This window comes from Arthrobacter sp. Dra40 (genome assembly GCF_059091905.1).
Genome location: NZ_JBNHHB010000105.1, coordinates 1 through 18,451 on the forward strand (window position 1 = coordinate 1; position 18,451 = coordinate 18,451).

Consider the following 18,451-nt stretch of genomic DNA (forward strand, 5'->3'; position numbering starts at 1 on the left):
GCAGGAAGCTGGATATAGTCGTCTGAAATAACGTTTCATCGAGGAGAATTCGGGTCATGATGAATGTTAGCGTCGGGGTCTTGACGGGTGCGCTGGGCCTTGCCGCCGCGCTGACCCTGTTCCTGCCACAGCAGGTGCCCGTCCCGCAGGCTCCCGCCACGGGATCCGAAGAGGCGGTGCCGGTGATGCTGATCCTGGACGCTTCCGGCTCCATGCTCAACCCGGACGCCGATGCCAAGGGCACGCTCCGGATGGACGCCGCCAAGGCCGCGGCCTCGGAGCTGGTGGAAACCCTGCCGGCGAAATCACAGCTGGGCCTGATGGTCTACGGCACCAACACGGACAGTTCCCCGGAGTCCCGGGCCGAGGGCTGCAAGGACGTGACAGTGCTGTCCGAGCTGGGCGCCGCGGATCCCGGGAAACTTGTGGATCAGATCGACTCGATCAAGGCCGCCGGCTACACCCCAGTGGGAGAGGCACTGCGCCGGGCCGCAGCGGAGCTTCCCGACGACGGTCCCCGCAGCATCGTGCTGGTGTCCGACGGCATCGACACCTGCTCGCCGCCGCCGCCGTGCGAAGTGGCAAAGGATCTGGCCAAGGACGGCGTGGACCTGGCCATGCACACCATCGGGTTCAAGGTGGACGCGCAGGCGCGCAAGGAACTTGAATGCATTGCCAAGGCCTCCGGCGGCACCTACGCCGACGCGGACAACGCGGACACGTTGCGCGAGCAGATGGTGATCAAGACCGTCCGCGCCCTGAACCCCTACGACTTCGCCGGCATTCCGGTGACCGGCGGCAAGAGCGCGGCCGGTGCGGTGGAGGTGTCCACCGGCCAGTACCTGGACACCTTCGCCGCCGGCAGCAACAAGATTTACAACGGCGGCACGCGCAAGTTCTACAAGGTGCAACTGGACGACGGCGAGCGCCTGCACGTCAGCGCCTCAATGGTGATGCCCATCCGGTCCGGCAGCATGTCCACCTACAGCAGCCTGGAGCTGGAGGTCCTCGGCCCGGACGGGAAGGAATGCCTGACCTCGGTCCGCGAAGCCCGCGATGAAGCCCGGCTCTCCGACGGCCCGGTCACCGCGGTGCTCTCCACGCCGGCCATGGGCAGCGGCGACAAGGAGTGCCTGGAGCCAGCCGACGGCGGCGACCTGGTGGTCAGCGTGACCCGCAGCGGCCCGGGCTGGAAGGAAGACCCGCTGCCGATGGAGCTGCTTTTCCTCGCCGAGCCCGAGGCCGATACCACCGGACTGCCGGCCGGCTACGACGCCGTGACCAAGCTCGACCTGCTGAAACCGGGCACCAAGCCGCAGGAGACCGCTCCGGGCAACAGCTTCAACTCCGCCCCGGAACTGGCCCCTGGCAGCTACACGGCCACCCTGATTCCGGGCGAAGTGCACTTCTACAGGGTGCCGGTGGACTACGGGCAGCAGCTGCGCGCCGTCGCCCAGCTCGGCGACTACGAAAAGGACACCTTCAACCCGTCCTACCTGCAGGTCGGCATCGCCAATCCGCTGCGCCAGCCGGTGACCATCACCGACGGCACTTCAACCGGCGCCTACGGCATGACCAAGATGGGCGGGCCGGGGACGCTGGTCGCAGCAAACTTCTCCTCGCCGGTGCGTTACCGCAACGCCACCGAGGGAACCTACGACGTCCGCACCCTGTACCTGGCCGGTGACTACTACGTCCAGGTTGCCGTGGATCCGCTGTACTTCGAGGACGCGAAGGAAACGGAGATCCCCTACACCCTAACCATGGATTTGGTTGGCGACGTCGAGCCCGGCCCCGGGCAGGCCGAACCTGATGCTCCTGCCGCCACCGAATCCGCGGTGGCCGAACCGGCCGACAACCAGGCGGGGACGCGGACCATCGTGGCGGTGGCGGACGACGGCGAAGGCTCGGCTCCGGTCCCGGCCCTCACCTGGGGCATCGGCTCGGCTTTGGTGATCGCCGCCGGCGTGGCCGCTGCCGTCGTCCTGCGCAAGAGGCGCGCCTCCCGGCAGCCGTAGCCGGAGAAGGCGGGAGCAGCCGTGAGCTACCGGCTGTGGTCGGCGGGGTCCGTCGCGTCCGAGGACAGCGACTCGAGGCGCCGGAGATCCTCTGGGTGCAGCCCCGGCTGGTCCCGCACTGCCTCGAGGAGTAGCCGCATCTGCCGGTGCAATGCCGCCGCGTGCTCGGGGTGGCCCTCCGCGCGCACGTGGGCGATGAGCATGCGGAGGACCCGCAGGAGCGCGGCGACCACCTCCGGCTGGTTCAGGCAGGTTTGGCGGAGCTGGTCGAAGGCATGGTCGACGTACTCGTCGTGATCCAGGTTCCAGGGCTGCACGAGTACCCGGTCGGCGTCGTCCTTCAGCGCTTCCGGAGCCAGCGGGGCGGTCAGGACCCTCCGCAGAAGGCTGCCCAGTCTCAGGATGACCTCCACCGCGGTCGTGGGATCGTTGACGGCCGGGCTCAGGGCCCGCAGACCTATGTCAACGAGTTGCCGGATGGCGAAGTCGACGTCCTGCAGCATGGTCCGCGCGTCCGCCACTTCGATGGCGCCGGCGAGCTTTTCCCGGCTGCGCTGCGGCGGTGGCGGCCAGGCCGTGACCATCGCTTCACCCGCATGGATATAGGCGCCCACGCGCGTTTCCATCCGCACCGTGGTTCCGGCAGGGACTGCTCTCAGCAGCTGGCCGGTATCCACCTGGCTGATCCATCCGCTGGCCGGGGAGTGGATGACGGCGGCCTCCTCGGGGACATGGAAGTGCTCGGGGTCCACGCGCTGCAGGCCGGCCGGCACACGGTCGAGGGCGGCAACGACGGTTCGGCCCTCGGCCGCGATGACCCGCGCAACGTTGCCGACCTGCAGCCCCCGGGCGAGATGGTCCAGATGGACGATGATCCCCACCACCGTCACCAGGGTGAGGACGACGGCGATGGTCAGGGATACGCGCGGTGCCGGCTCGGTGGGTTCCCCGCTCAGGCTCGGCAGGATGAGGACGCAGTAGAAGAATGTGGCAACGAGCAGGCCAATGACTGCCTGGCTCAGCCGGTCGCGGATAAACGAGCGCATCACGCGCGGCGAGAATTGGTCGCTGGCCAGCTGCAGGCTCACCACGGTGAGCGAGAAGACGACGCCGACCGTGGTGATCATCGCTCCCGCGACGGTGGACAGCAGCCAGGTGGCGGCGTTGCTGCTCATCGCCAGCGTGAGCGGCACATCGGCATGATGGCCCAGGGCGTTGTCGACGGCGGAGGCCCCGATGGCCAGCGCGATGCCGGCCAGCATCACCACCGCCGGGAAGAGAAAGAGGCTCTCCTTAAAGCGGTAGCGGAAGGCGGCAACGCGCAGGCCCCAGTCCTGCCCGTGGGCTCGATTCACCAAGCGGAAGCGAGGATCAGCGGCGGCTGGCCCGGCAGCGCGCAGGTCAGCGTCAGGGCGGTGGCCGGCCGTTCCTGGGAACCGGGAGCGCGGTAGACGGTCAGCGTCAGCGGGTTTGCGTCGATGGTGGTGACGCTGCCCTCGGTGGTGGGCACCGCCGTCGTCGTGGCGGGGACGATGCCGCCGGGACCGCCGCTGCCGCGGACCGGGATGGCCCCGGTCAACGGTTCGAGCTTTCCGTCCACGTCCAGGAACTGCTCGGCACCGGAGCCGCCCTGGATGATGACGGTGGCCAGCGCCGTGGCGTACACCGGGTCGGCGCAGGCATCGTAGATCCAGCGTTCGCCGAGCACGGAGTGGTCCATGGTCCCGGCCAGGAATTGCTCGGCGCCGGGCAGCGGCGCACCCCGGTAGGTCAGCGGGAGGTGCAGCACCGGTCCCGTCCCGGCCCGGACCAGGTGCGTTTCCATGCCAACCTCGTCGGCCGGGTCGTCGAAGCGGAAGGCACCAAGGTGCTCCAGATTGGCGGCGTCAACTCCTAGTTCCTGGAACCAGGACTGCTCCGGCAACCACGTCTTCAGGAGATCCTGTTTGGAGGGATTGAGCACTGCGTCGTAAATGATGGCCATGCCAGTACCCTACGGCCTCCTGCTGGCGGGCGTCTTGTCAGATCCCCAGGACGGCGCGGGCAATCAGGAAGTACACCAGCAACCCGGCGGCGTCGACGAAGGTAGAAATGAACGGGTTGGAGAAAACCGCCGGGTCAACCTTGAGGAACCGCGCAAGCATCGGCATCAAGCCCCCAACCGCTGCCGCCATGGTGCAGATGGCCAGCAGCGATACGCCCATGACCAGTCCGATAGCGAGCCCGTAGAACGCCGCCGCGACGATAAACCCAAGCGCCCCGATCAGCAGCCCCAGCGTTGCGCCTACGCGCACCTCTTTGCCGAGTACCTTCAGCAGGTCGCCGGTTGTGACCTCTTTGAGTGCGAGAGCCCGCGTCACGGTAGTGGCCGCCTGGTTGCCGGTGTTTCCGCCGGTGCCGATGAGCAGCGGCACGAAGAGAGACAGCACCACCATCTGGGCAATGGTGGCTTCGAAGACTTCCAGCACGCTGACAGTCAGGGTAGCCCCGACCGCCAGCACCAGCAGCCACACTGCGCGGGACCTGACAATCCTGAAAATCGGCGTGGACAGGTAGGGACGGCGCAGCGGCTCGCTGCCGCTGATGCGTGACTGGTCCTCGGTCTCTGCGTCTTCCAAGATGCGCAGCGCGTCGTCCACCGTGAGGATCCCGACAACCCGCCGCTCACTGTCCACGATGGGGAGGGCCAGCAGTTTGCGGCCCGTGCACAGGCGCGCCGCATCTTCCTCGGGTGTTGTGGCCGTTTGGCAGTAGGCGTCGCCCATGATGGCGTCCACCCTGGTGTCCGGTTCCGCGGCGAGCAGCCGCCGGAGGCTGACCAATCCCACCAGCCGCTTCCCAGCGTCCGTGACCGGAAGCACGTACACGGTTTCCGCGTCAATTAGCCGCCGGTGCAGCCGTTCCAGCGTCTGGCCGACGGTCAGGTCCGGAGTAGTTGAAATGAACTCCGGGCTCATCCGGCGGCCGATCGAACCCCGCGGATACCCCAAGACCACGGAGGTCAGGTCCCGCTGCTCCTCCGTCAAACCGCGCATTAGCTTGTGTGCCACGCTCGCAGGCACTTCGTCGATCAGAGTAACCCGGTCATCAGGCGCAAGCCGGTCGAAGAAAGCGGCCACCTGCGCATCCTGCAGTCCGTCCAACAGGTCGGCCTGCAGCGCGGGGTCCAGCCGCTCAAAGACCCGCACCGCCTGGTCCTTCGGCAGCAGCCGGAAGGCTACCGCGCGGCGTCGGCGGCTGAGCCGACGCAGCTGACGGACCGCCTCTTCATCCCCGGATGCTGCGCCGCTAAGCTGCACATCGAGGCCCTCATTGAGGATCTGGGCCTGGGATAGCTGGTCAAAGCGCTTCTTCGGCTTATCCTGCTCTGCACCATGACGTGTTTGTGCTTGCTGGGGCAGCCCCGGGCTCCCCTTCTCCTTGCTCGTCATGTGCCTCTCCTTGCTTCTCCGCTTGGCTACACTATCCCGGAAGCTGTACCGGTGCCGGGGCGGCCGAAAAGGTCACAACCCCGCACCCGCGATGGCGCAGCTTTGCCGGGGATGGATGCTTCCGGCAGGGGCCGGTTTCGACTGAGGCGCGTGCTAGTACGTCCGCTCGACGGCGAACTGCACGGGCGGAAGTTCGGCCCGCCGACGCATCAGGTCCTTGGCGTGCTCATCGAGCCGGAGGTCCTCCTCGGTGCACAGCACCAACTGCGGCACCTGGGCCGCGTAGCCGGCGTCGTTCCTGCTGACAAAGATGGTCATGCACTGGGTGGTGGGCCGCCATTCCCCGCCGCGCGGGTCGCGTCCCGGCCTCCGAAACATCGGTCGGCGACGCCAGGAAACGCAGGGTGATCCGGTCATCCATGGTGGATCCTAACCTGCCACCGGGCGGTCGTCGCCGCCCAACGGGCACTGCGGCGCCTACTCCGGCGGGCCGCTTATAGAGGCAGCAGCGGCGATCCATATGCGCTCATCCGAGAATCGGCAGGGCGGCCGGGGCGCTCTCGACCCTGACGAAAGTCCCGGCGTCGACGGATTTCACCTCGCCGTCGACCTGGTATGGCAGGGGCTTAAGCGTGGTGAACTCGTAGCTGCTCACGCTTGGCTGGTCCCCCAGCCCTTGGGTAGTGGCGCGCAGCGCCTTCAGCAGTACGCGCCACTTGGACATGTGGGGGAAAATGACGACTTCGAATTTTCCATCCGAAAGGTTGTCGTCGGCCTCGCTGAGCGTGGCGTACTTCGCCATCTCGGCTATGTTGGCGAAGACGATGCTGTCGAACTTCCGGCGTTTTCCGTCGCTTTGGCGGATTTCGAACGGCTGAAACTTTGAGAACGTTCGCACCACGGAGAACATCTCCTTGAGCGCGCCCTTGCTCCCCTTTTCCAGGTCGATGGCCATCACCGGCGTCAGGCCGAATCCGACGTAGGAGTGCGCATATTCCCCCGGGGCGTCCGGTCCTTGGCCCGTGTGGATGCGCAGCAAGTCGATATGCCTCGTTCGTCCCAAGGCGACGGCTTCCGCTAGCGGCATCGTGCCAGTGGTCCGCCGGTGGTCGTTCGCATTCCCTGCCGCCATGACGGCGCACACGGCGTCCGGGTTACCACTTTGCATAACCCCGTTGACGACTTCGTTATACCCGCCGTCGCCGCTAACCGACACTATGAGCACGTCACGGGTTTTGGCCGCCGCGTCGCGGGCCAGCATGACCGCGTGGCCGGCATGGCCGGTCGGTTGCAGTTCGATGTCCGGCCGGTAGGAAAGCTGACCTCGCAGCTCATCGCGGAACTGCTCTGCGAGCTTCGGTGCATCCCCGGTGCTGTTGGGATTGTAGATGATGACAATCTCTGCAAAGGTCCGAGTGGTTTCCTTCATGCACTCCAGTATGCAACCACGAAGGCCGCCGAGTCGCGGGTCATTGGCCGAGCGACGGGATGCGAGCCTGGCTGGCGGGCAGACACTGCAGGCGCACGCGCAGTCTCCTTATGCCTGTCCGCGACCGTGTCAAACGGCTGCGGGTTCGGCGAGGATGGCGTCGATCTGGCCCATGGCCCCCTGCATGCCCTCGACCATCCCCATCTCGAGCATCTTCCCCAGCTGCTCCGCGGATTCGAACCTCGACTCGGTGGTCATCCGGGTGCGGCCGCCGATGGATTCCAGTGTCACCGTGGCGTAGGTGGTGCCCATGTCCGGCACGGGCTCGCCGTCGTCGTCGGCAAACCCGTCCTCAAACGCCAGCCGGTGGGGAGCTTCTATCGCGGTGAATTTCCACCAGCCGCCGGCTGTCTCGCCGTCCGGCCCGGTCATGTAGTAATTGGCCCTCCCGCCGGGGGTGAACTCGTGTTTCTCGAAGGTGGCAGGCCACTCCGGCGGGCCCCACCAGCGTTCCAACTGGCGCGGATCTTCCCAGATCTGCCACACGCGCTCCAACGGTGCGTCAAACTCCGCCACGATGGTGAACTTCAAACCGTCCAGGTCCTGCTTGGTGTCGATAACCGGCATGATCGTGTGCCTTCCTATTCAGCGAGAATGCCCTGAATCCGGTCAACGCGTTGGCGCCAGAGCAATTCATAGTCGTCGAGCAGGCGACGCGCTCTTCGCACTCCGTCAGGATGAGGCCGCACCATCTGCTCCCTTCCGTGCTTCTCCTTAACCACCAAAGAAGCCCGCTCCAAGACCGCGACATGTTTCTGCACCGCGGCGAAACTCATCTGGTACCCCGCTGCCAGCCTCGACACCGAGAACTCCCCGGTGAGCACCCGGGCCACAATGTCGCGGCGGGTGGCATCGGCGAGCGCCTGGAACAGGCGGTCCAACTCGAGGTCACTGACTTGATCTACAACCATTTGGTTGCAGGTTAGTCCTGAGCGGCCGCGGGGTCAAGGGTGGGTTTCTATCAGGGGGCGGCTCAGGGAGTCCTGCCGGCGCCACGCTCTTGGCTGCGTCAACGACCCAACTAAACAGCCCGGGGCAGCATCGCTGCCCCGGGCCAGTAGGTGTCAGGCCAAGACGTCGTCAGTCCAGCGGACGCGCTTCCGCGTCAGCGGCCAGCGGCCGCTCCTCAGACGGCCGAGCCAGGACGGGCTGCTGGAATTCCGGGTCCTTTCGCAGTTCGATGATGAGCGAAACGCCCAGGAGCGCAACGATGATCGTGAACGGCAGCGCCGAGAGCATCGCAGCCTGTTGGAGGGCGGCCAGCCCCCCGACAAGGAGCAGCAGCACCGCACACATGCCGGTGAGCCCGCCCCAGATGCCGAGAACCGGCTTGCTTGGCTCGAGCGTCCCCTTGGAAGAGAGCATGCTGAGCACGAAGGTGTTGGCGTCGGCCCCGGAGATGAAGAACAGTGCCACCAAGATCACGGTGACGACGGAAGTGATTGTTACCAGTGGCAGGCCTTCCAGCATCGCGAAGAACGCCGAATTGATGTTCTCGTTCGTTGCCTCGCCGATGTTGGCACCGTTCATGTCCATGTTGATGGCGGTGCCGCCGAAGATGGTGAACCAGGCGAAGAAGACTACACTCGGCACGCCCAGCACGCCGGCGACGAATTGCCTGATGGTTCGGCCCCGGGAGATCTTGGCCAGGAAGACTCCCACGAAGGCACCCCAGCTGAGCCACCAAGCCATCATGAAGTAGGTCCACCACTGCATCCACTGCATGTCCTCGGGCGTACTCGGGGTTATGAGGCTCGCCTCAAGGAAGTCGTTGAAGTACGTACCAACCGAGCGGAAGAACAGGTTGGAGATGAAGTTGGTCGGACCGGTGATCAGCACGAAGAGGGCCAGCAGGACCGACAGCGACATGGTCACTTGGCTGATGTACTTGATCCCGCGGTTCACCCCGGATAATGCGGAAAGCGTGAACAGCACGGTCACCACCGCGATGATGAGGATCTGCATAGCCAGGCCGGATGGCAGCCCGAAGACCCGGTCCATGCCCTCGGCAATTTGTGAAGCACCCAGACCCAAGGACGTCGTCGTGCCGAAGAGCGTGGCAATGATGGCGAATACGTCGATCAGCTTGCCGAACCAGCCGTCCACGGCTTTGCCGAAGATGGGCCGAAGCATGGGCGAGACGAGACCGGGACGCTTTTTGCGGTGGGTGGAGTACCCGATGGCCAGGCCGAAGATCCCGAACACGGCCCAGGCATGCGGCCCCCAGTCGAAGAAGCTGAACTGCATCGCTCGGACGGCGGCCTGCATGGTTTCCGGCTCGGCCAACGCGTGCGGGGGCGCCATGAAATGCGAAATGGGTTCGGCCACTCCATAGCTGATCAGGCCGATGCCCATCACGGCGGACAGGATCATGGCCAGCCAAGCCCACGTGCTGTGCTCCGGCCGGTCGGTGTTTGATCCCAGACGGATCCCGCCGAAGCGGCTGAAAGCCAGGTAGAGCATGAGCCCGATGCACAACAGCGTCACCAGGAGATAGCTCCAGCCCACCGACCGCGCGACCCAGTCCATGCTCGCGGTCATGGCCGCGCCCAGGCTGTCCGGCGACACTGCGGCCCAGAGGACGAACGCTGCAATCAGTGCCAGCGATGCCCAGAAAACCGTGCCCGGCTTTCGGTCGGCATGGAGGCCGTCCGGCAGCGGATCGCGTGGCGCTCCGGTGGACGAGTTGGCTAATTGTTGAACCATGGAAATCTCCGAATCTCGGGAGCAAGCTGCGGGCAGTTGCCGTTACAGCGGGGAAAGACCTTCGCTGTCGTAGAAGCGGCCGGCCTGGTAGACCATGGGCGCGGCGTCGCTGACTTCGGCGTGCCGCACGCGGCAGATGAAGACGGTGTGCGTCTTGGCTTGGAAACGTTCCCGGATCTCGGCCTCCAGCGCGGCCGAGGACCCATCCAGCAGCGGGGAGCCGTTGGGGCCGGCGTGCCAGTCGATCTTGGCGAATTTGTCCGCCGCCTTGGACGCGAACGTGGAAACGGTGCCCTGCTGCTGGTTGCTGAGAATGTTGATGCCTAGATGGGTGGAGGCAAAAAGTGCCGGGTAGGTGGACGAGGTCTTCTGGATGCAGACCATCACCAGCGGGGGTTCCAGTGAAACGGAGGCGTAGGCGTTCACGGCGAGCCCCTTGGGGGTGTCCCCCTCGGTCGTCGTCACCACGGTCACGCCGGTGACAAACTGCCGGTTGAACGTCTTCATGATCTCCGGGTCCGGCTCCCCGGAGAGCGAATCAACAACGACGCCGGTGCCCGCCTCCGCGAGCGCGTCGCCCAAGTGCCGGATGCCGAGCGATCCCAGTAGCTCACTGCTGTCCCAAGTGACCGTTTCCTGCTTGATCCGGCCGCCTTCCATCGTCACGAAGTTGGAGCCGCGGGTCTGCACCCGGCGTCCGGTGGGCGGGACGCCCATAAAGGCCGCGCTGTGCGTTCCCGTCGAGGTCCAGAAGATGGCGGCGGTGTCGCCATCGACCACTACTGCGTCCACGGTGGTGGCCAGATCGGGGAAAGCCCGCCGGACTTCCCGGATATCCGCCTGCAGCTGGCCGAGGTCCATGCTCTTGCCGCTGCCTTTGCTGATCCTGATGTAGTCCGGCGTTGCGAGCGCTTCGAGCGCCTCAACTTCGCCGCGGTCCCACGCCGCTGCCCACGCGCTGGTCACTGCGCTGTCAAAAGTCTGTTGCATGGCAGTGAGCGTAATGTAGATCACCAGAAAGAGTCAACAACATTCTCAAAAGCCGTCAAATTACGAACGGAGCTCCGGATTCTCGGCATTTTTGGCCGCAATCTTGACGGGCTCATGTATGCAACATAATCTCTGATGCATGCAAGAGACTGTCATCACCGACCGGGACCTTACTTTTCCCGTTCAAGAGTTGCCGCTCCTCGACCGGGTCAGAGCGCTGATCTTGGGCGGCGACTTCCCCCCGGGCGCTCCGGTGTCCGAGGTTTTCCTCGCCCAGGAGTTCGAGGTGAGCCGCACGCCGATCCGCGAAGCGCTCAAACAACTGCAACACGAGGGCCTCGTGGAGATCCGGCCAAAAGTCGGAACGTTCGTGCGGGAGCCCACCCGGCGCGAGATTGTCGAATTGTTCCAGCTGAAGGAGAGCCTCGAAGGGCTGGCCGCCGGCCTCCTGGCGCGCCGTGGCCCGGTCAGCGAGATCGCCACCCTGGAACGAAACCTGGATGAATCGGATGAAGCGGCAGCTGCCGGCGACGCCGAGCGCTACGCGGCGCTCGTGCACGAGTTCCACCAGACCATCATTCTGGGCGCCGACAACAACAAACTCGCCGAGCACTACGGCCGGTTGATGAACCAACTGGCCTACCACCGCTTGGTCCTGCGCACCGCCGGGCATCCGGGCCGGATCAGTGCCTCGACCTCCGAGCACCGCACGGTGCTGGCAATGATCAAGGACAAGGACCACTTCGGCGCCGAAGCGGCCATGCGCAACCACGTCTACGCATCCTCCCGCGAAGTCCTGACCGACTCGCGGACCCGAAACGACTGATTCCCCCAACCATCCGGCCATCTGAGCCCTTTGAAAGGACACACCATGCGCTTTTCCATCTTCCACGGCCTCGGCGCCCCCGGCGATCTTGGCAACTACAACCAGCACATGAAGGATGCCCGCGAGTATGCGGTGGCCGCCGAGAAGTACGGCTTCTGGTCCACCTGGTATACCGAGCACCACTTCGGCCACGAGGGCCAGGAGTTGACGCCGAATCCCATCCTGATGGGCGTGGACATTGCCGCCCGTACCTCGAAGATCCGCATTGGCCAAGCTGCCTCCATTGTGACGTTCTGGCATCCGCTGCGGCTGGCCGAGGACCTGGCACTGCTGGACCAGCTCTCCGATGGCCGGCTCGAGGTCGGGGTCGGCCGCGGACTGTACGGACGCGAGGCACTCAACCTGAATGCGGCAGCCGATCCCCGCGACCAAGAGAAGAACCGGGCGTTGTTCGCCGAGACCATGGAGATCCTCGAAAAGGCCTGGTACAACGACTTCTTCAGCCACAAGGGCGAGTTCTATGAGTTCCCGGCCCCTGGCGTGAAGTGGAACCACCCGCTCTCCCCCGCCACCCCCGAGTACACCGAGGACGGCGTCATCACCAAGATGGCCGTGACGCCCCGACCGTTGCAGGCAAAACTGCCGCTGTGGCAGGTCATCGACACGCCGCGGTCCATCATTGGTGCCGCCCAGAACGGGGTGCAGGGCATCTTCTGGCTGCCGCCGGTCTCCGCACTCAAGGGCCGGTTCGAGTTGTACCGCGAACATGCCGCCCAAGCCAGTGGCCGCGACGTACCGCTGGGCGAGGGCATCGCCCTGGTCCGCGACGTTTACGTTGCCGACACCATGGAACAGGCCCGGGAAGAGTTCGAGGAAGCTGTCATGAACACCTACCGCTGGATCACCCACTGGCGCGGCCTCTCCAACCTGATGGAAGAGGGCGAAGAGCTCACCGACGCCCACACGCTCGATTTCGACATGCTGATGGACCGCAACATGCTGGTGGGCACACCGGAGTACGTCACCGAGAAGATCCAGGAACTGCAGCGCGAAGTCGGCTTGGAGCACATGATGCTTTGGACCACCCACCCGGGGCTGGAGCACCACAAGGCGATGCGCAGCCTGGAGCTGTTCTCCGAGAAAGTGAAGCCTCATTTTGACTAACAGCACTGCTCCGGCTGCCTTGGGCGCACATGCCGGCATCCGCAAGATTGTCTACTACCAGGAAGAAGTCCTGCAGGAAAACGGTGCGTTGGCCTCCGTTCCGGTGTTCCGGGCGACAGCCGCTGCGGTGATCGCCAACCCGTGGATCGGAACCTCAGCCGAGACCGATCTGGCACCTGCGTCCAGGATGATTGCACCGACGGTCGCACGGTTGTTGACCGACCGGCTGATTGCCGGACTCGGCGGCGTGGACCGTATTGAGGCCTTCGGCAAGGCCGCGATCGTCGGAACGTCGGGCGAGATCGAACATGCCGGCGCGCTGATCCATACTCCGTATTTCGGCAATCTGGTCCGGGAGTTCCTGGAAGGCACGTCCATCATCTGCTTCGCCGATGATCGTGCCGACGCCGGTGAGCCGCTGGTGGTGCCCATGTGGCACAAAACCCAGGCGGCGACCCGCAGCCACTACCAAACCATCAGCGCGCGGATCTCGGACGGCCCCCGGCCGGACGAGATTGTCGTTGTTGCCGCAGCATCCACCGGCCCGCGCCCGCACGCCAGAATCGGTGACCGCAGCACCGACGCCGCCGTCACATCCCGCATTCTCGAAGGAGTCACCGCATGAACGTCCGCAAGATCGTCACCCTGACCGAAGAAACCCTGACCGAAGGCGGCCGGCCGGTCGAACCCAACGCCCGGGTAGCAGTCGTTGCCGCGGTCATCGACAATCCTTGGCACGGCCAGGGCTTTGTCGAAGACCTTTCCTCCGGCATCGAGGAGGTCGCCTCTAAGGTGGGCGAGCTGCTTGCCCCGCGCGTGGTTAAGGCCCTCGGCGGCACCGTGGAAGCGTACGGCAAGGCGGCCATAGTGGGCCTGGAAGGCGAAATCGAGCACGGCTCCGCCTTGATTCACACGCTCAAGTTCGGCGACCACTTCCGCAATGCCGCCAGTGCCACCACCCTGCTGCCGGCCGTGGAAAAGCGCGGCCCGGTCGGGGTTACTTTCGACATCCCGCTGAAACATGTCACGGACGCGACCATCCGCTCGCACCACCAGAGCATCGAGGTCCGACTCGCCGATGCCCCCCACCCGGGCGAAATCGTGATCGCGCTGGCGGCTGCCTCCCAGGGCCGCCCGCAGCAGCGGCTGGCACCCCTGGCCACCGAACAGTAACCGTGGAGACGAACCTGCCGATCGTCCTGCTGCACGGCGTCGGACTGGACCGCTCCATGTGGGCGCAGCTGGGCGAGCGGCTCGACGAGTCCACCGGACGGTCCGTGCTGGCCTTGGACCTGCCCGGCCATGGCGCACAACCGCAGTTGGAGCAGCCGGTTTCCCTTGCTGATTTGGCCGACGACGTTGCATCACGCTTGCCGGGGCGGTCGCACCTGGTGGGATTCTCCCTGGGCGCGCTGGTGGCGCAGCATCTCGCCCGGTTCCGTCCCGAGCTGGTGGCCAGCCTGGTCAGTGTCAGCTCGGTGTGCCGGCGGACCCCGCGGGAGGCGGCCTCGGTCGCCTCCCGGCTGGAAAATGCCGCGGCAGACTTCCCGGGCAGCGTCCAGGCCTCGATTGAACGCTGGTTCCCGGCCGGTTCCGGCACCGACAGCGCGATCGTGGACGGTATCCGCCGGACCCTGCTGGCCAACGACCACCACTCGTATCTGCACGCCTACCGGGTCTTCGCCACCGCCGACGCGGAAATTGGTGCGGAACTGGGTGGCATTGCGGTGCCGTCGCTCGCCGTCACTGGGGACCAGGACCCGGGTTCCACCCCGGAGATGACCCTCCGCCTCGGCGAGGCCATCCCGGGGGCGCGCACCGCCGTCGTCCCCGGAACACGGCACATGCTGCCGGTGCAGCGTCCCGACGACCTGGCGCGCCTCATCATCGACTTCCTCAACGAATCGAGTCACGATACCCATGACTAGGAATTACGACCACTTCATCGACGGCGGCTGGAGCGCACCCGCCGAGGGCGCCTACTTCGAGAGCACCAATCCGGCCACGCTTGAGGTCCTGTACTCCGCCGCCCGCGGCGGCAAGGCCGACGTGGACCGCGCTGTCGCGGCTGCACGGGCGACGTTCGAGAACCCGCTCTGGCGGGACCTGAGCCAGACCAAGCGCGGCCACCTGCTGCGCCGACTCGGCGACCTGGTGGGTGAAAACGCCGAGGAACTGGCCCGGATGGAAACCGAGGACAACGGCAAGCTGCTGCGCGAGATGCGCGGGCAGCTGGCCACGCTGCCGGAGTACTTCTATTACTACGCAGGTCTGGCGGACAAGGTGCAGGGCAGCCAGATCCCCACCACCAACCCGGCGGTCCTCAACTACACCCAGCGCGAACCGCTCGGCGTGGTCGGGGCCATCACACCGTGGAATTCGCCGCTGACCCTCACGACGTCGAAGCTCGCCCCGGCGCTGGCCGCCGGCAATACCATCGTCATCAAGCCCTCCGAATACACCTCGCGGACCGTCCTGCGGCTGGCAGAGCTGGCCGCCGAAGCCGGTTTCCCGGACGGCGTGGTCAACGTGGTCACCGGAATGGGCGCGGAAGCCGGCGCGGCGCTGGTGAGCCACCCGGGGATCGCCAAGATTTCCTTCACCGGTTCCACCGCCACCGGGTCCACGATCGCCGCGTCTGCCGCGTCCCGGTTCATCGGCACCACCTTGGAGCTTGGCGGCAAGAGCCCGAACATCGTGTTCGAGGACGTCAATGTGGCCAATGCTGCCATGGGCGTGGTTGCTGGGATCTTTGCGGCCGCGGGACAGACCTGTATCGCCGGAAGCCGGGTCTTTGCGCACCGGTCTGTCTACGACGAACTGTTGGAACGGGTTGCCGAACGGGCCGGCAGCATCGTGATCGGCGACCCGCTGCAGGACAAGACCGAGCTGGGACCGTTGGCGTTTGCCGCGCAGCAGGAGAAGGTCGGCTCCTACGTGGAGCTGGGCGTCTCCGAGGGCGCCACCGTGCTCACCGGTGGCGGCAGGCCGGACATTGCCCTCCCGGGCTACTTTTACGCACCCACGGTGCTGACCGACGTCGACAATTCGATGCGGGTGGTCCGTGAGGAGATCTTCGGCCCGGTGGCTGCCATCATGCCGTTTGACACCGAAGAAGAGGTGCTCCAACTGGCTAACGACACCCAGTACGGGCTGGCCGCCGGAGTCTGGACGCAGAACCTGGCGCGTGCCCACCGGATGAGCCGGCGGCTGGAGGCCGGAACGATTTGGGTCAACACCTACCGGGCGATGTCCCCGATGTCCCCGCGCCAGGGGTTCAAGAACAGCGGGGTGGGCATAGAGCACGGCATCGAGTCCATGCACGAGTACACCCGGCTGAAGAGCGTCTGGATCAACACCGACGAGGGCCCGGTGGCGGACCCGTTCGTCATGCGCAGCTAGGAGGAAGTCATGCCACTGATCGACGTTTCGATCGCCGAAGGCCGTTCACCGCAGCAGCTGCGAAACTTGGTCAGCGCCCTGCACCGCGCCGCCGAAGAGTCAGTGGGCGCGTTGCCGGAGAACACCACCGTGATCATCCGGGAGGTTCCCACCACGCACTGGTCGAAGGCTGACCAGACCATCGCCGAGCGCCAGCAGACAGTCACAGAAGGAAAACCCGCCTGATGTACGTGGAAGTGAGCCGGTCGGACGGCGCATCCGTCAAAGATCGGGAGAACCTGCGCGAGCTTGTTGTGCGCGCCCCCGGGTTGGCCCAACACGAGGTCGCGGGAGCCCTGGCAGCGGCCCGGCTGGGCGCCGTCGACAACGGCCATGCCTGGCTGGAGGTGGCACAGTTGAGGGCCAGCGGCACCGCCCAACCGCCGCAATGGGCCGCGGGGTTCGACGGCATGCTCGCCTTCGCGAAAAGCCGCGGCTGGCTCAGCGACGACGGCCACAGCGTCCGCGCGCACATCGACTACGAAGAGTAGACGGCAGTTCTTGCTACTGGGCGGGATACTCGTCGTCGGTGAGCTTGTCGCCCCAGGTGGTTTCGGGTTCGTCGCTGCCGCGTTCCGGGGCTTCCCACAGGGCTAGGTGGCACATGAAGTTGCCGGCGGTTGCGCCGTGCCAGTGCCATTCTCCTGGCGGGGTGAAGACGGTGTCTCCGGGTCGGATTTCGATGACGGCTTCGCCGCGGGACTGGACATAGCCGACGCCTTCGGTCACATGGAGGGTTTGGCCGACGGCGTGCTTGTGCCAGGCGGTGTGGGCGCCGGGGGTGAAGCGGACGACGTTGAGTCTGGCCCGGGAAGGCTGGTCGCCGGCGTAGTACGAGTTGAAGTAGACGTCGCCGGTGAACCAGTCGGCGGGTCCCTTGACCGTGGGGCTCTTCGGTTGCTTCTGGGTGCTCATCTCGTTCCTTTCGTTGCCTTCATGGACCATCCGGCCCTTGGTGTTTCGGGCTGAGGGGCGTGCGCCTCGAACTAAACAGTCAGCAGCACCTTGGTGGCGCGCCGCTCGTCCATCGCCCGGTAGGCTTCCGCGGCTTCCTCCAACGGGAGCGTCAGGTCGAAGACCTTGCCGGGCTCGATCTTGCGGTCCCAGATGAGCTGGATGAGTTCGGGCAGGAACCGGCGCACCGGGGCCGGGCCGCCGTGCAGGTGCACGCCGGCGAAGAACAGGCCGAGGCCGTCCAGCTTCACGTCATGGGTGACACCCACGTAGCCGATGTGTCCGCCGGGACGTGTGGATCCGATCGCCTGCTCCATCGACTCCTGCGTGCCGACGGCCTCGACGACGGAATGGGCGCCGAGCCCGTTGGTGAGCTCCTTGATCTTCGCAATGCCCGCGTCGCCGCGCTCTTCGACGATGTCGGTGGCACCGAACTCGCGGGTTAGGGCCTGCCGGTCCGCGTGGCGTGACATGGCGATAATGCGCTCGGCACCCAATTGCTTGGCAGCCAGGATCGCGGACAATCCAACGGCGCCATCACCGACGACGGCCACGGTCTTCCCGGGACCGGCCTCGGCGGCCACGGCTGCGAACCAGCCGGTGCCCAGCACATCGGAGGCAGCCAGCAGCGAAGGAATCAGGTCGGCGTCCGGCACTCCCGGGGTGCGGACAAGGGTGCCGTCGGCCAGGGGCACCCGGATGAGCTCGGCCTGGGTCCCGACGGAGCCCATCATCACGTTGTGCACACAGCGGGACTGGTAGCCCGCCTGGCAGATCTCGCAGGTGTTGTCGGACGCCACGAAGGAACCGACCACGAAGTCGCCGACCTCCACGTTGCGAACATCCGCGCCCACTTCTTCAACCACGCCGACGTACTCGTGCCCCATCGGCGTTGGACCGTTGAGCTTCTCGATGCCGCGGTACGGCCAGAGATCGGAACCGCAGACGCAGACCGCCGCGGCCCGGATGATGGCGTCCGTCGGCTCCAGGACGATGGGCTTCTCACGGTCTTCGACCCGGACATCTCCGGGGGCATACATCACAACTCCACGCATGAGCCGTGCTCCTTTCGTTGATACCTCACCAGTGAACCGCGCCCACCCCGCCGGCGGGAGTCCCTGTTTAAAGGTGTACCGACAGGGCACCCTTCACGACGGCGCGTTCGCTTACCCTGAGAAACATGGACAATCGGGCGGAAGTACGGGATTTCCTCATGTCCCGCCGGGCGAAGATTACGCCGGAGCAGGCCGGGCTGCCCGGCGGAGTGAATCGACGCGTGCCCGGGCTCCGGCGCACCGAGGTGGCGGTCCTCGCGGGTGTCAGCGTGGAGTACTACTCCAAGCTGGAGCGCGGCGCGATCGCCGGGGCCTCGGCGTCCGTCCTTGAAGCGGTGGCCAGGGCACTCCGGCTCGACGACACCGAACGCGCCCAC

Annotated in this window: 21 protein-coding genes; 10 read left to right on the forward strand and 11 right to left on the reverse strand. The window is 65.8% G+C overall.

What is annotated here, in order from left to right; translation table 11 throughout:
* The first annotated feature begins 56 nt into the window (after positions 1-56).
* A complete protein-coding gene (locus tag AC5RWT_RS25000) occupies positions 57-2,018 on the forward strand; it encodes a vWA domain-containing protein (protein WP_494082541.1) in 1,962 nt (653 codons plus the stop codon).
* Between the two features lie 26 nt (positions 2,019-2,044).
* On the opposite strand, the gene AC5RWT_RS25005 is transcribed toward AC5RWT_RS25000, so the two are convergent.
* From AC5RWT_RS25005 to AC5RWT_RS25045, 9 genes are all read right to left on the reverse strand, one after another.
* Positions 2,045-3,373, reverse strand: a complete 1,329-nt coding sequence (locus AC5RWT_RS25005) for a DUF2254 domain-containing protein (RefSeq protein WP_494082542.1) — start codon at positions 3,371-3,373, stop codon at positions 2,045-2,047.
* Entirely contained in the window at positions 3,370-4,002 is a 633-nt protein-coding gene (locus AC5RWT_RS25010; protein ID WP_494082543.1) for a CG0192-related protein, read from the reverse strand. The genes AC5RWT_RS25005 and AC5RWT_RS25010 overlap by 4 nt, the downstream gene beginning before the upstream one ends.
* 37 nt (positions 4,003-4,039) lie before the next feature.
* The gene (mgtE, locus tag AC5RWT_RS25015) at positions 4,040-5,449 is read right to left on the reverse strand and encodes a magnesium transporter (protein WP_494082544.1); all 1,410 of its coding nucleotides are present in this window, start codon (positions 5,447-5,449) and stop codon (positions 4,040-4,042) included.
* Positions 5,450-5,602: 153 nt separating this feature from the next.
* Positions 5,603-5,767: a hypothetical protein gene (locus AC5RWT_RS25020; RefSeq protein ID WP_494082545.1), complete on the reverse strand. Its 165-nt coding sequence runs from the start codon at positions 5,765-5,767 to the stop codon at positions 5,603-5,605.
* Between the two features lie 208 nt (positions 5,768-5,975).
* Positions 5,976-6,878 carry a diacylglycerol/lipid kinase family protein gene (locus AC5RWT_RS25025; RefSeq protein WP_494082546.1) on the reverse strand — a complete coding sequence of 301 codons (903 nt, stop codon included), beginning with the start codon at positions 6,876-6,878 and terminating at the stop codon, positions 5,976-5,978.
* 129 nt (positions 6,879-7,007) lie between these two features.
* Positions 7,008-7,505: an SRPBCC family protein gene (locus AC5RWT_RS25030; RefSeq protein WP_494082547.1), complete on the reverse strand. Its 498-nt coding sequence runs from the start codon at positions 7,503-7,505 to the stop codon at positions 7,008-7,010.
* 14 nt (positions 7,506-7,519) lie between these two features.
* Positions 7,520-7,849, reverse strand: a complete 330-nt coding sequence (locus tag AC5RWT_RS25035) for an ArsR/SmtB family transcription factor (protein WP_494082548.1) — start codon at positions 7,847-7,849, stop codon at positions 7,520-7,522.
* A gap of 169 nt (positions 7,850-8,018) precedes the next feature.
* Positions 8,019-9,644, reverse strand: coding sequence for a BCCT family transporter (locus tag AC5RWT_RS25040; protein ID WP_494082549.1), 1,626 nt, complete (start codon positions 9,642-9,644; stop codon positions 8,019-8,021).
* 42 nt (positions 9,645-9,686) lie between these two features.
* Positions 9,687-10,634 (reverse strand): flavin reductase, encoded by a 948-nt coding sequence (locus AC5RWT_RS25045; RefSeq protein ID WP_494082550.1) that lies wholly within the window; start codon positions 10,632-10,634, stop codon positions 9,687-9,689.
* A 139-nt stretch (positions 10,635-10,773) separates the two neighbouring features.
* Between AC5RWT_RS25045 and AC5RWT_RS25050 the strand changes: the two genes are divergently transcribed.
* Genes AC5RWT_RS25050 through AC5RWT_RS25085 form a run of 8 tightly spaced genes read left to right on the forward strand, consistent with a single transcriptional unit; the run spans position 10,774 to position 16,556 of the window.
* Positions 10,774-11,460, forward strand: coding sequence for a GntR family transcriptional regulator (locus tag AC5RWT_RS25050; protein WP_494082551.1), 687 nt, complete (start codon positions 10,774-10,776; stop codon positions 11,458-11,460).
* Between the two features lie 45 nt (positions 11,461-11,505).
* Complete coding sequence (locus AC5RWT_RS25055) at positions 11,506-12,624, forward strand: LLM class flavin-dependent oxidoreductase (protein WP_494082552.1); 1,119 nt, start codon at positions 11,506-11,508, stop codon at positions 12,622-12,624.
* Positions 12,617-13,249: an amino acid synthesis family protein gene (locus tag AC5RWT_RS25060; protein ID WP_494082553.1), complete on the forward strand. Its 633-nt coding sequence runs from the start codon at positions 12,617-12,619 to the stop codon at positions 13,247-13,249. The genes AC5RWT_RS25055 and AC5RWT_RS25060 overlap by 8 nt, the downstream gene beginning before the upstream one ends.
* A complete protein-coding gene (locus AC5RWT_RS25065) occupies positions 13,246-13,797 on the forward strand; it encodes an amino acid synthesis family protein (protein ID WP_494082554.1) in 552 nt (183 codons plus the stop codon). The genes AC5RWT_RS25060 and AC5RWT_RS25065 overlap by 4 nt, the downstream gene beginning before the upstream one ends.
* A gap of 2 nt (positions 13,798-13,799) precedes the next feature.
* A complete protein-coding gene (locus AC5RWT_RS25070; RefSeq protein WP_494082555.1) occupies positions 13,800-14,552 on the forward strand; it encodes an alpha/beta fold hydrolase in 753 nt (250 codons plus the stop codon).
* The gene (locus AC5RWT_RS25075; RefSeq protein ID WP_494082556.1) at positions 14,545-16,026 is read left to right on the forward strand and encodes an aldehyde dehydrogenase; all 1,482 of its coding nucleotides are present in this window, start codon (positions 14,545-14,547) and stop codon (positions 16,024-16,026) included. The genes AC5RWT_RS25070 and AC5RWT_RS25075 overlap by 8 nt, the downstream gene beginning before the upstream one ends.
* Before the next feature lie 9 nt (positions 16,027-16,035).
* Positions 16,036-16,251, forward strand: a complete 216-nt coding sequence (locus tag AC5RWT_RS25080; RefSeq protein WP_494082557.1) for a tautomerase family protein — start codon at positions 16,036-16,038, stop codon at positions 16,249-16,251.
* The gene (locus AC5RWT_RS25085; protein ID WP_494082558.1) at positions 16,251-16,556 is read left to right on the forward strand and encodes a hypothetical protein; all 306 of its coding nucleotides are present in this window, start codon (positions 16,251-16,253) and stop codon (positions 16,554-16,556) included. Before AC5RWT_RS25080 ends, AC5RWT_RS25085 begins: the two co-directional genes overlap by 1 nt.
* A 13-nt stretch (positions 16,557-16,569) precedes the next feature.
* Here the strand turns inward: AC5RWT_RS25085 and AC5RWT_RS25090 are convergent, their stop codons facing one another.
* Together AC5RWT_RS25090 and AC5RWT_RS25095 are read right to left on the reverse strand one after the other, a co-directional pair.
* The gene (locus AC5RWT_RS25090; RefSeq protein ID WP_494082559.1) at positions 16,570-16,980 is read right to left on the reverse strand and encodes a (R)-mandelonitrile lyase; all 411 of its coding nucleotides are present in this window, start codon (positions 16,978-16,980) and stop codon (positions 16,570-16,572) included.
* Positions 16,981-17,051: 71 nt separating this feature from the next.
* Entirely contained in the window at positions 17,052-18,074 is a 1,023-nt protein-coding gene (locus AC5RWT_RS25095) for a zinc-dependent alcohol dehydrogenase family protein (RefSeq protein WP_494082560.1), read from the reverse strand.
* A 125-nt stretch (positions 18,075-18,199) separates the two neighbouring features.
* Here AC5RWT_RS25095 and AC5RWT_RS25100 point away from each other — a divergent pair.
* Positions 18,200-18,451, forward strand: a 252-nt coding sequence (locus AC5RWT_RS25100) for a helix-turn-helix domain-containing protein (protein WP_494082561.1), incomplete at its 3' end; no start/stop codon positions are given.

What these genes read in the sequence shown, in the direction of transcription:
- AC5RWT_RS25000 (WP_494082541.1), top strand. Translation starts at nt 57, where the DNA reads ATGATGAATGTTAGCGTCGGGGTCTTGACGGGTGCGCTGGGCCTTGCC.
- AC5RWT_RS25010 (WP_494082543.1), bottom strand. Translation starts at nt 4,002, where the DNA reads ATGGCCATCATTTACGACGCAGTGCTCAATCCCTCCAAACAGGATCTC.
- mgtE (WP_494082544.1), bottom strand. Translation starts at nt 5,449, where the DNA reads ATGACGAGCAAGGAGAAGGGGAGCCCGGGGCTGCCCCAGCAAGCACAA.
- AC5RWT_RS25020 (WP_494082545.1), bottom strand. Translation starts at nt 5,767, where the DNA reads ATGACCATCTTTGTCAGCAGGAACGACGCCGGCTACGCGGCCCAGGTG.
- AC5RWT_RS25025 (WP_494082546.1), bottom strand. Translation starts at nt 6,878, where the DNA reads ATGAAGGAAACCACTCGGACCTTTGCAGAGATTGTCATCATCTACAAT.
- AC5RWT_RS25030 (WP_494082547.1), bottom strand. Translation starts at nt 7,505, where the DNA reads ATGCCGGTTATCGACACCAAGCAGGACCTGGACGGTTTGAAGTTCACC.
- AC5RWT_RS25035 (WP_494082548.1), bottom strand. Translation starts at nt 7,849, where the DNA reads ATGGTTGTAGATCAAGTCAGTGACCTCGAGTTGGACCGCCTGTTCCAG.
- AC5RWT_RS25040 (WP_494082549.1), bottom strand. Translation starts at nt 9,644, where the DNA reads ATGGTTCAACAATTAGCCAACTCGTCCACCGGAGCGCCACGCGATCCG.
- AC5RWT_RS25045 (WP_494082550.1), bottom strand. Translation starts at nt 10,634, where the DNA reads ATGCAACAGACTTTTGACAGCGCAGTGACCAGCGCGTGGGCAGCGGCG.
- AC5RWT_RS25050 (WP_494082551.1), top strand. Translation starts at nt 10,774, where the DNA reads ATGCAAGAGACTGTCATCACCGACCGGGACCTTACTTTTCCCGTTCAA.
- AC5RWT_RS25055 (WP_494082552.1), top strand. Translation starts at nt 11,506, where the DNA reads ATGCGCTTTTCCATCTTCCACGGCCTCGGCGCCCCCGGCGATCTTGGC.
- AC5RWT_RS25065 (WP_494082554.1), top strand. Translation starts at nt 13,246, where the DNA reads ATGAACGTCCGCAAGATCGTCACCCTGACCGAAGAAACCCTGACCGAA.
- AC5RWT_RS25075 (WP_494082556.1), top strand. Translation starts at nt 14,545, where the DNA reads ATGACTAGGAATTACGACCACTTCATCGACGGCGGCTGGAGCGCACCC.
- AC5RWT_RS25080 (WP_494082557.1), top strand. Translation starts at nt 16,036, where the DNA reads ATGCCACTGATCGACGTTTCGATCGCCGAAGGCCGTTCACCGCAGCAG.
- AC5RWT_RS25085 (WP_494082558.1), top strand. Translation starts at nt 16,251, where the DNA reads ATGTACGTGGAAGTGAGCCGGTCGGACGGCGCATCCGTCAAAGATCGG.
- AC5RWT_RS25090 (WP_494082559.1), bottom strand. Translation starts at nt 16,980, where the DNA reads ATGAGCACCCAGAAGCAACCGAAGAGCCCCACGGTCAAGGGACCCGCC.
- AC5RWT_RS25095 (WP_494082560.1), bottom strand. Translation starts at nt 18,074, where the DNA reads ATGCGTGGAGTTGTGATGTATGCCCCCGGAGATGTCCGGGTCGAAGAC.